This is a genomic window from Nocardia alba NBRC 108234 (assembly GCF_001612665.1).
GTDB lineage: Bacteria > Actinomycetota > Actinomycetes > Mycobacteriales > Mycobacteriaceae > Nocardia > Nocardia alba.
This window is the reverse complement of the sequence record NZ_BDAX01000007.1, coordinates 108,870-122,535: the sequence shown is the minus strand read 5'-3', so window position 1 is coordinate 122,535 and position 13,666 is coordinate 108,870. Positions and strand designations below refer to the sequence as shown.

Here is a 13,666-nt window from a genome sequence, read left to right as displayed (position 1 = left end):
TGGTTCCGCAGCCCGGATCGAGGCGGCCGAGAACCGGATCGGCGTGCGTCGCGAGCTCAGGCCGGCGCGAGTTCGGCTGCGGCCGAGGGCTTACGGGTGGGGTGGTAGGTGATCACCGCGTAGACGATCACGGCGAACGTGGACCACACGTAACTGCTGCCGATGATCTGCTGCCACCACGCCCAGGCCAGTTCCTTGTCGCCCGAATGCGGCAGCACCCACTGCGGGCCCACGATGAACATCACCGTGAACACGGCGACCAGGGCGGTGAAGGCGCGCGAGCGCCGACCCACGGCCAGGCTCACGGCGACGACCAGCGCGGGCGCGACCCAGACCCAGTGATGCGACCACGACACCGGTGAGATCAACAACACCGCGGCGGCGTTCACCAGCAGCGCGCCGACGTCGTTGCCCGCGCCGATCAGGCGGTACATCCACACTGCGGCCAGCGCGATCGTGGCCGCCGACAGGCCGATCCACAGGGCCGTCGCCAGCGATTCGTTCATGCCGAGGCGGAACAGGGTGCCCTTGATGGACTGGTTGCCCGCGAAGTAGGGCGTGCCGATGCGGCCGGTGTCGGAGACGGTGTGGAACCAGTATTCGACCGAGTCCCTCGGGAACAGCAGAAAGCCGACGCCGATCGCACCCGCTGCCGAGACGACCATGGTGGCCGCGGCCTTCCAGTCCCGGCGCAGCAGGAAATACAGCAGGTAGCCGGCCGGAATCAGCTTGATCGACACCGCGATCCCGATCAGCATTCCGCGCGGCCAGAACGGCTTGCGCACGAGAATGTCGAGGGCGATCGCGGCCATCAGGATCAGATTGATCTGGCCGAAGTTGAAGGTCTGGCGCACCGGTTCGAGGAACTGGGCCAGGCCCAGACCGGCGATCAGCACGGTGAGGACCGAGGTCCGATCGAGCTCGGGACGCACCCGGATCAGCACCAGCCAGAGCACGATCGCCAGGCTCGCCAGCGAGGTGAGTAGCACCACGACCTCGGCGACCACCAGCGGCATCAGGGCCAGCGGCACGAAGAACATCGCGGCCAGCGGGGGATAGGTGAACGGCAGGCCGAGGCCGTGAACCGGGGGCATCGGGCCGTAGAGGTCGCCGCCGTCGAGCCACACGCGCGCGCCGTTGCGGTAGACCTGCAGGTCGATGAACCCGTGCCACCAGTGCGCGAGGAGCGCGACGGCCGCGGAGACGACGAACAATCCGATGGCCACGGCCAGTCGACGCTGTCGGCGGTCCGGCGGGCCTGGATCGGGAATATGCGGCTCGACCTGCTCGGCAACCCCCGGACTTTCGTTCACGGCGCCAGAGTAACGGGTACTCCGATGCCCCAACCGCAAGTGTGACCAGACCGAATCCGCCCACCCTCCCCAGCGTGAGGGCAGTACGGGCGGCAGGCGGTTACCTCGCAACCATTAGACTCTGCAGATCAAGTTCCCCCCGGCCGAAAGGACCCTGGTCTCCCGTGACACTGCAGGTCGACACCGTCGCTACCGCCGCAGCCACCCCGGATGCTCCGCAGCCGTACAAGGAACTCGGTCTCAAAGACGACGAGTACGCCCGCATCAAGGAGATTCTGGGCCGTCGGCCCACCGATGCCGAGCTGGCGATGTACTCGGTGATGTGGAGCGAGCACTGCTCCTACAAGTCCTCCAAGGTGCACCTTCGCTACTTCGGTGAGACCACCACCGACGAGATGCGGGCCTCGATGCTGGCCGGGATCGGCGAGAACGCCGGCGTGGTCGACATCGGCGACGGCTGGGCCGTCACCTTCAAGGTGGAGAGCCACAACCACCCGTCCTATGTGGAGCCCTACCAGGGCGCGGCCACCGGCGTCGGCGGCATCGTGCGCGACATCATGGCCATGGGCGCGCGCCCGATCGCGGTGATGGACCAGCTGCGCTTCGGCGCGGCGGACGCCCCCGACACCCGTCGCGTGGTCGACGGCGTGGTGCGCGGCGTCGGCGGTTACGGCAACTCGCTCGGCCTGCCAAATGTCGGCGGCGAGACCGTGTTCGATGCCTCCTACCAGGGCAATCCCCTCGTGAACGCGCTGTGCGCGGGCGCGATGCGGGTGGAGGACCTGCACCTGGCCTTCGCCTCCGGCAACGGCAACCGGATCATCCTGTTCGGCGCGCGCACCGGCCTCGACGGCATCGGCGGCGTGTCCGTGCTGGCCTCGGACTCCTTCTCCGGTGACGAGTCGGGCACCGGGCGCAAGAAGCTGCCCGCCGTGCAGGTGGGCGACCCGTTCACCGAGAAGGTGCTCATCGAGTGCTGTCTCGACCTGTACGCGGCCGGCCTGGTCGTCGGCATCCAGGACCTCGGCGGCGCCGGACTGTCCTGCGCCACCTCCGAACTCGCCGCTGCGGGCGACGGCGGCATGCACATCGACCTGACCAAGGTCCCGTTGCGCGCCAAGCACATGACCCCCGCCGAGATCCTGTCGAGCGAATCGCAGGAGCGCATGTGCGCGGTCGTCACGCCGGAGAACGTGGACGCGTTCATGGCCGTGTGCAAGAAGCACGACGTGCTGGCCACCGACATCGGTGAGGTCACCGACGGCGAGCACCTGGTGATCACCTGGCACGGCGAGACCGTGGTGGACGTGCCGCCGCGCACCGTCGCCCACGACGGCCCGGTCTACGAGCGTCCGGTGCGGCGTCCCGACACCCAGGACGCGCTGATCGCCGACACCACCGCCACCCTGACCCGGCCGCGGACCGGCGACGAGCTGCGCGAGACCCTGCTCACGATGATCGCCAGCCCGCAGCTGTGCAGCCGCCGGTGGATCACCGAGCAGTACGACCGCTACGTGCGCGGCAACACCGTGCTGGCCGAGCACGCCGACGCGGGCGTGGTCCGCATCGACGAGTCCTCGGGCCGCGGTATCGCGCTGGCCACCGACGCGTCGGGCCGCTACACCAAGCTCGACCCGTACACCGGCGCGCAGCTGGCGCTGGCCGAGGCGTTCCGCAATGTCGCCACCACCGGCGCCACCCCCAAGGCCGTCACCAACTGCCTGAACTTCGGTTCGCCGGAGGATCCGGGCGTGATGTGGCAGTTCCAGCAGGCCGTGCGCGGTCTCGCGGATGGTTGTGCGGCGCTGGGCATTCCGGTCACCGGCGGCAACGTGAGCTTTTACAACCAGACCGGCAAGGACGCCATCCTGCCGACCCCGGTGGTCGGCGTGCTCGGCGTGATCGACGATGTGCACCGCCGCATCCCGACCGGCCTCGGCCTCGAGCCGGGCGAGTCGCTGATCCTGCTCGGCGAGACCCACGACGAGCTGGACGGCTCGATCTGGTCGCAGGTCACCCACGACCACCTCGGTGGCGTGCCGCCGCGGGTCGACTTCGCCCGCGAGCAACTGCTCTCGGAGGTCCTCACCTCGGGTTCGCGTGACGGCATGATCTCCGCCGCGCACGACCTGTCCGAGGGCGGTCTGGCGCAGACCGTCATCGAGGCCGCGCTGGCAGGCGAGACCGGGTGCCGCATCGTGCTCCCCGAGGGCTCCGATCCGTTCGTGCAGCTGTTCTCCGAGTCGGCCGGGCGGGTGCTCGTCGCGGTGCCGCGCTCGGAGGAGACCCGGTTCACCAAGATGTGCGACGCGCGTCAGCTGCCGTGGGTGCGCATCGGCGTGGTCGATCAGGGCTCGGATTCGGTCGAGGTGCAGGGACAGTTCTCCGTGACACTCGCCGAATTGCGCGAGGCATTCGAAGGCACGCTGCCTAAGCTGTTCGGAGCGCACACCGCCTGACCGGTCAGCGGCTGGAGGTGATCGAACAGAGGAGTCGAGCCTGTGGCCACTGAGGATACGAGCTCGGCTGCCGAACCGGCAGTTCCGAAAAACCTCTTCATCAGGGCAATTCACCTGGTGGAGAGGTTTTTTCATCCCGACTACGTCGGCCTGATCGTGGCGACGCTGTTCTTCGGGTTGTCGCTGACTCCCTCGCTGCTGCCGCGTGACTGGTTCTTCCAGGGACTTCTCAGCGGCATCAACGCGACGATCGGCTACGGGCTCGGGTGCCTGCTGGCGTGGGCCTGGCGCAGCTGGGTCGCGCCGCGGATCACCTGGCCCGAGCAGGTGCGCACGGCTTGGGCTCGACGGCCGAGCTGGTTGCCGGTGGCGCTGAGGATCGCGATCGTGGCCGCGTGTCTGATCTTCGCGGTGCTGATGAGCATCCAGTCCTCGAAGTGGCAGCGCCAGATCACCGACCTGATGGGCATGGAGCCGGTATCGGACTCGGGGTATTCGCGCACGGTGCTGCTCGGCGCGGTGGTGGTCGGCCTGCTGATCTGGATCTCGCGGCTGGTGGTGCGGCTGGTGCGCACGGTGTCGCGGGCGCTGAACCAGTGGGTGCGGATTCCGGCGGCGTTCGCGCGGCCGCTCGGGGTGATCGTCGTGCTGGTGGCCGCCGTGCTGCTGTTCAACGGTGTGCTGGCGAAAGGGTTTTTCGCCGTGGCCAATTCGGCGTTCAGCGCGCGCAACAGTCACACCTCGCCGAACGCGGTCCAGCCGACGCTGCCCGAACGCTCCGGGAGCCCCGACTCGTTGGCGAAGTGGGACACACTGGGTTCGGAGGGTCGATGGTTCGTGGCGACCGCGCCGACCGCGCTCGCGATCGAGGAGGTCACGGGCAAGCCCGCGCGCGAGCCGATTCGGGTATACGCGGGACTGGAATCAGCGGACGGGGTCGAGGCGCAGACCGATGTGGCCATCGCCGAACTCGACCGCACCAGGGCCTTCGACCGTGAAGTGCTGGTGGTGATCAGCACCACCGGCACCGGCTGGGTCGACACGATCAGCGCCGAATCGATCGAGTTGATGTACGGCGGCGACACCGCGCTGGTCGCGACGCAGTACTCGTATCTGCCCAGCGCGCTGTCGTTCCTGTCCGACCGGGACAAGTCGATGACCATGGGGCGCACGCTGTTCGACAAGGTCTATGACCGCTGGTCGGCGCTGCCCGAAGACGCCAGGCCCAAGCTGCTGGTCTACGGCGAGAGCCTCGGTTCGCAGGGGTCGGAGGGCGCGTTCTCCGGGCTGGCCGACATCCGCAACCGCACCGACGGCGTGCTGTGGGTGGGCCCGCCCAACTCCAACCGGCTGTGGTCGGAATTCGTGGCACGGCGCGACCCCGGCACCGAGGAGATCACCCCGATCTACGCCGACGGAATGTCGGTGCGGTTCGCCGCGAGCGCCGATCAGCTCGCCAGGCCGACGCCGGTGTGGAACGACCCGCGCATCGTCTACCTGCAACATGCCTCCGACCCGGTGGTGTGGTGGTCGCCGGATCTGCTGTTCAGCCAACCGGATTGGTTGCGGGAGAAGCGCGGACCCGACGTGTCACCGGCGATGTCGTGGTACCCGATCGTCACGTTCTGGCAGGTCGCCGCGGACCTGCCACGCGCGCAGACGGTGTCGGACGGGCACGGCCACAACTACGGCAACCTGGTGCCCGACGCGTGGGCCGCGGTGGCCCAGCCACCGGACTACACGCCGGAACTGGCTGCCCGGATTCAGGTGTTCCTCGAGGAATCCATGGCTACCGAGCGTCAGCTGAAGTGACGAACCGCCGGGCGCCGAACCCCTCGATCGGCGCCCGGGCTCACTACACAGATTTGAACGAATTACGCTCGGCGATCAGCTGTTCCAGCCGCGCCTCGTCGATCCGCCCGATCAGTGTCTGAGTTTCCTGCTGGTCGCGCACGACCTTGGCGAGAGTGAAGCAGCTGGTCACCAGGAACAGGCCCGACATCGCGAGGAACCCGCGCTGCCAGGTGTCCAACGGCAGGTACGCGATTCCGGCGCCGGTGCCGAACAGGCTGACAACGAACGCGATCGCGGCCTGGGCCACATAGGCCGAGGTGTTCTTCGGCTTGGTGTTTGTGCTCATGGTTCTCAGTGTGCTGATCCGAAGCGTTGCGATCGCGCGTACAACTACTCGAGCGCGGTACGTAGTTTGTGAGCGGCCCCGCAGTGACAAATCCGGTGATCGGCTCCTATCGGCCGCCATACTGGGGCGGTGACCGAGCACGCTTCGACCTTCGCGATGCTGCGTTCGCGCGGCGCCGCGGTGGTGCGGCGCGTCGAGGTCGTGGTCGATCTGAACTATGTCGGATTGGTGCTGGCGACGCTGTTCTTCGCGCTGTCGGTGACGCCGTCGCTGGTGCCGCGTGACTGGCTGTTCCAGGGGCTGATCAGCGGGATCAACGCCGCGATCGGCTATGGGCTCGGGTGTGTGCTCGAATGGGTGTTCCGGCGCTGGGTGCGGTCGCGGATTCCGATTCCGAGCCCGTCCGACCGGCTGCGATACGCGATCAAGGCGACGGTGCTGGTGGGGTGTGCGCTGGTCGCGGCGCTGATGCTGGTGCAGTCGGCGCGGTGGCAGCGCGAGATCACCTCGCTGATGGGGATGGCGGGCACCACGACGCCCGCCTATCTGCGGACCGGGCTGCTCAGCGTGGCCGTCGGCGTGGCGGTGGTGGCCGCGTATCGGACGGTGCGCGTCATGGTGCTCGGCCTGGCCCGCCAGCTCAACCGGTGGGTGCGGGTGCCGCGCGAGGTGGCGCCCGCTGTCGGGTTGCTGGTGCTGGTGGTGCTCGCGGTGACGATCTTCAACGGTGTCGCCTCGCGGGCGTTCTTCGCGGTGGCCAACTCGGCGTTCAGCGTGCGCAACGATCGGACCACGCCGTACGCGGTGCAGCCGATCGCGCCGGAACGATCGGGAAGTCCGGTCTCGCTGGCGCCGTGGCCGACGCTGGGGTTCGAGGGGCGGTGGTTCGTGTCCAACGGGCCCAATGCCGCCGCGATCGCCGAGGTGACGGGAAAGCCCGCGCGCGAGCCCATTCGGGCCTACGTGGGGTTGGAGTCGGTGACTCGCGACCGGACCGCGGCGCAGTTGGCCGTCGCCGAACTCGAGCGGACCGACGCCTTCGACCGGGAGGCGATGGTGGTGGTGACCACCACGGGCACGGGGTGGGTCAACGGGATGGCCGCGGGCGCGATCGAATATCTCTACGGCGGGGATACGGCGATCGTGGCGACCCAATTCTCGTATCTGCCCAGCGTGCTCTCGTTCCTGTCGGACCGGGAGAAGGCGGCCGCGGCCAGCCGGGAGCTGTTCGACGCGGTGTACCAGCGGTGGTCGGCCCAGCCGCAGGGGCATCGGCCGAAGCTGTTCGTCTACGGGGAGAGTCTGGGTTCGCAGGGGTCGGAGGAGGCGTTCGGCGGGCTCGGCGATCTTCGCGAGGAGGTCGATGGGGCGTTGTGGGTCGGCCCGCCGAATTCGAATCGGTTGTGGCGGCAGTTCGTGGATCGTCGCGATCCGGGCTCGCCCGAGGTGGCGCCGGTGTACGCGGACGGGCTGGTCGTTCGCTTCGCCGATGACGCGACCGATTTCGCCAGTGCGGAGCCGTGGCGCGAACCACGCATCGCCTACCTGCAACATCCCTCCGACCCGATCGTGTGGTGGTCTGCCGATCTGATCTTCACGCGGCCGGATTGGTTGAGCGAGCCACGCGGTTCCGATGTGTCGACCCAGATGCGGTGGGCGCCCTTCGTGACATTCTGGCAGGTCACGGCCGATCTCACGAACGCGCAGGGGGTGGTCGACGGGCACGGGCATCGGTACGGGAGTTTGGTGCTGGACGGGTGGTTAGCCGTCGCGGCACCGCCCGGGTTGACCGCCGAGATCGTCGAAAGGATCCGTGCCGCACTGGAATCAGCGGAGATCTACGAGCGCGAGGTGAAGTGAGGCGACTCGAAAGTGCCGCGGCACTGGTCTTTCCGCCGCTGTGGAGCAACCGGGTCCTGCCCGCGCTCGAGCTCCCCCTGCGCGGTCGCACCGTCGCGAACACGGCCTTCGCGACGGCATATGTGAAACTCTTTCGTGGTAGCCCGAATTGGTTGTCGCCCAGTGGTTTTCGGTGGGGAATCGCCAGCGGGGGGATCGTGCTCGCCGGTTACGCCGTTGCCCTGGCGATTCCGTCGCTGCGACGCCTCCCACTCGAGATCGCCGTCCGGGCACCCGAGACCTCGACCCTCGAATGGATAGCCCTGCACATTCCCGTCGGAACGGTCTTGGCCGAGGAAGCGATCTTCCGGGGGACTCTCGATCCCCTGCTCGCCGAGGGCGCCGGGCCGGCGGCTTGCGTGATCAGCGCCCTCGACTTCGGCCTCTGGCACATCCAACCGGCGAGAGCCGCCGACGATCCGGTGCTGCCGACGATTCTGGCCACGACGGTGGCCGGGCTCGTCTTCACCGAACTGCGCCGTCGGTCGGGCAGCGCCACCGCGCCCGCGCTGCTGCATCTGGCGATCAACGCCGGGGCAGCGCTCGCGCCCACCGCTGCGCGATGGGTCGACGGGCTGCGGCGCTAGCGGCTCAGGCCGTGGCGACGAAACCGGCGACGGCCTCGGTGAAGGCGTCGTTGTCGTCGCCCGCGGCAGTGTGGGCCGCCGTGCTGATCTCGGCCAGGCGGGCATGCGGTGCGAGCGCGAGGAAGGCCGCGGCGCCCTCGTCGCTGACGACATCGGACTTGCCGCCGCGGATCAGCATGACCGGGATGGTCAGGGCCTCGGTGGCGGCCTCCATCTCGACGATGCGGGCGTCCGGGTCCTCGTTGACGTCGCTGATCAGGTCCGGGTCCCAGTGCCAGTACCAGCGGCCGTCGCGCTCGCGCAGGTTGCGCAGCAGGCCGTCGGCGTTGTCGGGGCGCGGGCGGTGCGGCAGGTAGGCGGCGACCGCGTCGGCCACCTGGTCGAGAGTGTCGAAGCCGTCGCGGTGCTTGCCGAGGAAATCCATGACGCGGCTCACGCCGGCGGACTCCGAGCGGGGCACGATGTCGACCAGGACGAGCGCGCGGATCGCGCTCCCGCCCGGCGTCGCGGTGGCGAGCAGTCCCGTGATCCCGCCCATGCTCGCCCCGACGACCACCGCGCCCGCGTCCGGTGTCGCGCCGAGCTGTGCGAGGACGGCGTGCAGGTCGGCGATCATCGCGGTCCGGCCGTAGTCGGCGGTCGGCGACCAATCGCTGTCGCCGTGCCCGCGCGCGTCCACGGTGACAACCCGCATCCCCGCCGCCGCGAGCGCCCGCCCGGTCCGCTTCCAGGAAAACCGGTTCTGCCCACCACCGTGCAGCATCACGACCAACGGGCCGTTCTCCGCGCCGAAGCTGTCGGCGACCAGGGTGAGCCCGTCGGCACTGCGCAATCGCAACGTGGTCGGCTCTAGGGGACCGGTGACACTCATAGGACGAATGTACGACGAGCCGCGCGAATCAATGCCGCCGGGCGATGAAAATACGCCAGGATCCTTGAAGCTGCGGGTCAGGAATTGGCCAATTGTGATGCCCGCTGGAATGTCACGCCGAGAACGGCGCCGATATCGCGGACTGGTACGCCGTCCGCCGCCAATCGCCGCGCGGTCGCCGTCGCGACCCTCATTGCATGCGCTTCCTGGCGGGCGGCCTCCGCGCGGGCTTGTGAGACTTCTTCGGCGGCAGCTGTCACGTCCGTATCGCCGACATGGGCAGTTATGGCGAGTTCGACAGTTGAGGGAGCCACGTCGGCGACTGTGCAGATGTAGTCGGTTGCTTCCTTGGTGATGTCGGCATAGCGACGTGCCTGGGTGAGACCTTCGATGTTGCCGTTGACGCCGTCCAACTGCGGGATTCGGATCATCCACCAGCGGTCGTCTCTGGACACGTCGATCTGGTAGGTGGTCATGCTTCCTCCGTGCATTGTTCCTTGCACTGCGCGATCGCCTTGTTCACAGTCCGCACTACTCCAGGCGACTGTGAGTTGTGCCCGGAAGCCACGGTCACAGTGACGACTCCATGTTTGCAGATCCACATGGTATGGCTGCCTTTGCCTGGGCGGCTGCTGAATCCGGCTGCAACGAGGCGCTTCAAGGTGGTGCGCGTGGGTTCCGGTGCAATCACCAGAATAGTCTAGTATATTTTACGGAATCAAGTCTAACTGGGTAGACGATTCGGACATTCGACTGGAGGGCCCGGGGTTGTCCCGAGTCGGTAGCGTCTCGGGTTATGGCTGGACGGAATGTGGTGGATCCCGCGCAGGTACGGGCGGCTGTGTTGGGCGTGGGGGAGTGGTTGCGGGATCCGGGGTTGCCGGAGCCGGGGCGGGGGGAGTTGGGGGCGGCGGTGAAGGGGACGGTGCGGGCGTTGGCGGGGAGTGCGCCGGGGCATTCGGTGGAGGTGCGGGTGCCGCCGTTCGTGGCTGTGCAGTGCGTCGCGGGGCCGCGGCACACCAGGGGGACGCCGCCGAATGTGGTCGAGACGGATGCGCGGACCTGGTTGCTGCTGGCTACCGGGCTGTTGGATTTCGATGACGCGCTGGGGTCCGGTGCGCTGTCGGCGTCGGGGTCGCGGGCGCGCGAGATCGCCGCCTGGCTGCCGATCGTGGCGCTGCGCGCGACCGAGGATCCCGGCGTCGGTTAGGTCAGACGGGGGCGTTCTCCTCGGCGATCCGGTTCTGCCGGTGCAGGCCCTTGTAGTCGTAGTACCTGGTGATGAAGACTCCGCCGACCAAGGCAAGGAGCAAGCCGAGCAACGACATCCAGATTCCACGGCCGAGGCCTGCGGTGTAGTCGGATTCGAAGTACAGGATCGAGCGCATGCCCAGGTAGACCTGGTGCATCGGCTCGAACTCGGCCAGCCAGGCGATGTAGGTGGGGGTGGCCTGGATCGGGACGGTGCCGCTCGACGAGGGCAGGCCGAGGATGACGAAGACAGCCAGGTTGATCAGCAGGCCCGCGGTGCCGAACGCGGCCAGCGAGGCCATACAGGTCAGGCCGACCGCGATCAGCGCCAGCACCGAGAACAGGAACAGCTGCGTCGGATGGTCGCCGGAGACGCCGAGGGCCTTCGCCGCGATCAGATAGATCAGTGAGGCCACGACGGCCACGATGATCATCACGCCCCACTTGATCAACAGGGTGCGGAAACGCGAGATCGGCGTCGGCGGGTAGTGCACGTACCAGGGGCCGTACTCGGTGGGCTGGAAGCCGAGTTGGGCGTCGACCATGGTGTGCACGACCATCGCGCCGACCACACCGGCCATCAGGATCAGCAGCGCGTAGAAGAAGGCGGTCAGGCCGAGGCCCGCGCCCGCGCCCAGCGGTCGCCAGTCCTGCTGGACCACGTGGATCGGCTGCGCCAGTGTGAGCTGGGCGGCGCCGGAGATCTGCGGCTGCGTCGCGCCCGCGGGCGTCGCGGCGAGCGTGTCGCGGACCTGCGCGCTCAGCTGCTTGCCGACCTGCGCGTTCACCTCCGTCATCGCCCGCTCGCCGATGCGGGTCACGATGCCCGCGGAGTACGGGCCCATCCCCGGATTGGTCTGCACGGTGATGATCGGGCGCTCGATCTCGCCGCCGACCACGCTGCCCACCCCGAGAATGCCCAGTCGCTTGCTGAAATCGCTGGGGATGATGATGGCGCCGTAGATCTGGGCCGTGCGCATCAGCCGATCGGACTCGGTGATCGCGACCACCCGCAGGTCGACCTGATCGGCGGGCACCCCCGCCACCAGCGCATCGGCCACCTGTTTGCCGAAGTTGACCTGCTGGGGCCTGCCGTTGACGTCGATGGTGTCGCCGACATCCTGATTGACCAGCACGATCGGGAAATCGTGCAGATTGCCCTCCGGATCGGAGATGTAGGCCAGATACATCACGCCGAGCAGGGACAACACGACCGCGAGAACGGTGGTCGGCGCCAGCACGATCCGGACCCAGCGCCGGGCCGGGATCCGGAGTGTGTCCAACGTCGCTTCCCCTCGCCGCGAACTATCGGAATCCTTCGGCGCCGAATCGGCGTTCTCTTCAGGAGACGCTGGGGATACAGCGGGTTCGTGCGCACTGCCCTCGGTGGTCACGATCGGCACCGTAACAGCTGTTCCGCCGGAATTCGCGCGATCACCGTTGCTCGATTGCGCGGGGTTTGCACCGTGGTGCGCGTCGAGTCATGAATCACCCGTAGAATGACGGGTGCCCCCAGCCCGCCCGAACAGGGAGCAAACGGTGAACGACGTCGATCCCACGATCGTCTCCACGTCCAATACCCCCGATGAGATCGAGCACGACCCTCGCGAGGAGTGTGGCGTCTTCGGCGTCTGGGCTCCCGACGAGGACGTGGCGAAGCTCACCTATTACGGCCTGTACGCCCTGCAGCATCGCGGGCAGGAGGCGGCCGGTATCGCCGTCTCCGATGGTTCCCAGATCTTGGTCTTCAAGGATCTCGGCCTGGTCTCCCAGGTCTTCGACGAGCAGACGCTCGCGGCCATGCCGGGGCATATCGCCGTCGGACACTGCCGCTACTCCACCACCGGTGGTGTCACCTGGGAGAACGCGCAGCCGATCTTCCGCACCACCTCCGTCGGCTCCGGCCTGGCGCTCGGCCACAACGGCAACCTGGTGAACACCGCCGAATTGGCTGGTCGCGCACGCGAACTCGGCCTGATCGGCACCGGCGTGATCGACGGTCGGCCGCAGATGACCGGCGCCACCTCCGACTCCGACATCGTCACCGCGCTCCTGGCGCACGCCTCCGCCGATTCCAGCATCGAGGCCGCCGCGATGGAACTGCTGCCGCAGCTGCGTGGCGCGTTCTGCCTCACCTTCATGGACGAGCACACCCTCTACGCCGCGCGTGACCCGCACGGCGTGCGCCCGCTGGTGCTGGGCAGGCTCGATCGTGGCTGGGTCGTCGCCTCCGAGACCGCCGCGCTCGATATCGTCGGCGCCGCGTTCGTCCGCGAGATCGAGCCGGGCGAGCTGCTGGCCATCGACTCCGACGGTGTGCGCTCCATGCGCTTCGCCAACCCCGAACCCAAGGGTTGCGTCTTCGAGTACGTGTACCTGGCCCGTCCCGACACCACGATCGCCGGTCGATCGGTGCACTCCACCCGCGTGGAGATCGGTCGCAAGCTGGCCAAGGAGCATCCGGTCGACGCCGACCTGGTGATCCCGGTGCCCGAGTCGGGCACGCCCGCGGCGGTCGGCTACGCCCAGGGCTCCGGCATCGCCTACGGCCAGGGTCTGATGAAGAACGCCTATGTGGGCCGCACCTTCATCCAGCCCAGCCAGACGATCCGCCAGCTCGGCATCCGGCTCAAGCTCAACCCGCTGCGCGAGGTGATCCGGGGCAAACGGCTCATCGTCGTCGACGACTCGATCGTGCGCGGCAATACCCAGCGCGCGCTGATCCGCATGCTGCGCGAGGCCGGTGCGCTCGAGATCCACGTGCGCATCGCGTCGCCGCCGGTGAAGTGGCCCTGCTTCTACGGCATCGACTTCGCCTCGCGCGCGGAGCTGATCGCCAACGGCACCGGCGCCGACGACAGCTACGCCGACATGGTCGAGAACGTGCGCCGCTCTATCGGCGCCGACACCCTCGGCTACGTTTCCACCGAGGGCATGATCGCCGCCACCGAGCAGCCGCGCTCGCGCCTGTGCACCGCCTGCTTCACCGGCGACTACCCGATCGAACTGCCGCCGGAGGCCGCCATCGGCAAGAACGTGCTGGAGGGGATGCTCTCGGGCAAGGCGGAGTCGAAGCTGCTCGGCGAGAACGCCAACGTGGACGCGCTCAGCCGTCCCTGACGCATCGCCGTCGCACCGAGATCGCC

At 68.2% G+C, this 13,666-nt stretch carries 11 protein-coding genes; 6 read left to right on the top strand and 5 right to left on the bottom strand.

Features of this window, described 5'->3' with window-relative positions; all coding sequences use genetic code 11:
- Positions 1-56 precede the first annotated feature (56 nt).
- The gene (locus NA12_RS09985) at positions 57-1,313 is read right to left on the bottom strand and encodes a glycosyltransferase 87 family protein (protein ID WP_243655030.1); all 1,257 of its coding nucleotides are present in this window, start codon (positions 1,311-1,313) and stop codon (positions 57-59) included.
- 164 nt (positions 1,314-1,477) lie between these two features.
- Here NA12_RS09985 and purL point away from each other — a divergent pair, with 164 nt between their 5' ends.
- Positions 1,478-3,772, top strand: a complete 2,295-nt coding sequence (purL, locus tag NA12_RS09980; RefSeq protein ID WP_067448626.1) for a phosphoribosylformylglycinamidine synthase subunit PurL — start codon at positions 1,478-1,480, stop codon at positions 3,770-3,772.
- Positions 3,773-3,889: 117 nt separating this feature from the next.
- The gene (locus NA12_RS09975) at positions 3,890-5,584 is read left to right on the top strand and encodes an alpha/beta hydrolase (RefSeq protein ID WP_243655031.1); all 1,695 of its coding nucleotides are present in this window, start codon (positions 3,890-3,892) and stop codon (positions 5,582-5,584) included.
- A gap of 43 nt (positions 5,585-5,627) precedes the next feature.
- Here the strand turns inward: NA12_RS09975 and NA12_RS09970 are convergent, their stop codons facing one another.
- Positions 5,628-5,912 (bottom strand): YiaA/YiaB family inner membrane protein, encoded by a 285-nt coding sequence (locus NA12_RS09970; RefSeq protein ID WP_067448618.1) that lies wholly within the window; start codon positions 5,910-5,912, stop codon positions 5,628-5,630.
- 156 nt (positions 5,913-6,068) lie between these two features.
- Here NA12_RS09970 and NA12_RS09965 point away from each other — a divergent pair, with 156 nt between their 5' ends.
- On the top strand, positions 6,069-7,772 hold the full coding sequence (locus NA12_RS09965) for an alpha/beta hydrolase (protein WP_084472614.1): 1,704 nt from the start codon (positions 6,069-6,071) through the stop codon (positions 7,770-7,772).
- Positions 7,769-8,398, top strand: coding sequence for a CPBP family intramembrane glutamic endopeptidase (locus tag NA12_RS09960; RefSeq protein ID WP_067448616.1), 630 nt, complete (start codon positions 7,769-7,771; stop codon positions 8,396-8,398). Before NA12_RS09965 ends, NA12_RS09960 begins: the two co-directional genes overlap by 4 nt.
- A gap of 4 nt (positions 8,399-8,402) precedes the next feature.
- Here the strand turns inward: NA12_RS09960 and NA12_RS09955 are convergent, their stop codons facing one another.
- Positions 8,403-9,269 carry an alpha/beta fold hydrolase gene (locus NA12_RS09955; protein ID WP_067448615.1) on the bottom strand — a complete coding sequence of 289 codons (867 nt, stop codon included), beginning with the start codon at positions 9,267-9,269 and terminating at the stop codon, positions 8,403-8,405.
- Positions 9,270-9,346: 77 nt separating this feature from the next.
- Positions 9,347-9,745: a hypothetical protein gene (locus tag NA12_RS09950; protein WP_067448614.1), complete on the bottom strand. Its 399-nt coding sequence runs from the start codon at positions 9,743-9,745 to the stop codon at positions 9,347-9,349.
- A 320-nt stretch (positions 9,746-10,065) separates the two neighbouring features.
- On the opposite strand from NA12_RS09950, the gene NA12_RS09945 reads away from it, so the two are divergent.
- Positions 10,066-10,479, top strand: coding sequence for a sterol carrier family protein (locus NA12_RS09945; RefSeq protein WP_067448613.1), 414 nt, complete (start codon positions 10,066-10,068; stop codon positions 10,477-10,479).
- A gap of 1 nt (position 10,480) precedes the next feature.
- Here NA12_RS09945 and NA12_RS09940 read toward each other — a convergent pair whose 3' ends face one another.
- Positions 10,481-11,803, bottom strand: a complete 1,323-nt coding sequence (locus tag NA12_RS09940; RefSeq protein WP_255284075.1) for a YhgE/Pip domain-containing protein — start codon at positions 11,801-11,803, stop codon at positions 10,481-10,483.
- A 256-nt stretch (positions 11,804-12,059) separates the two neighbouring features.
- Between NA12_RS09940 and purF the strand changes: the two genes are divergently transcribed.
- On the top strand, positions 12,060-13,640 hold the full coding sequence (purF, locus tag NA12_RS09935; protein WP_067448612.1) for an amidophosphoribosyltransferase: 1,581 nt from the start codon (positions 12,060-12,062) through the stop codon (positions 13,638-13,640).
- The last annotated feature ends 26 nt before the right edge of the window (positions 13,641-13,666 follow it).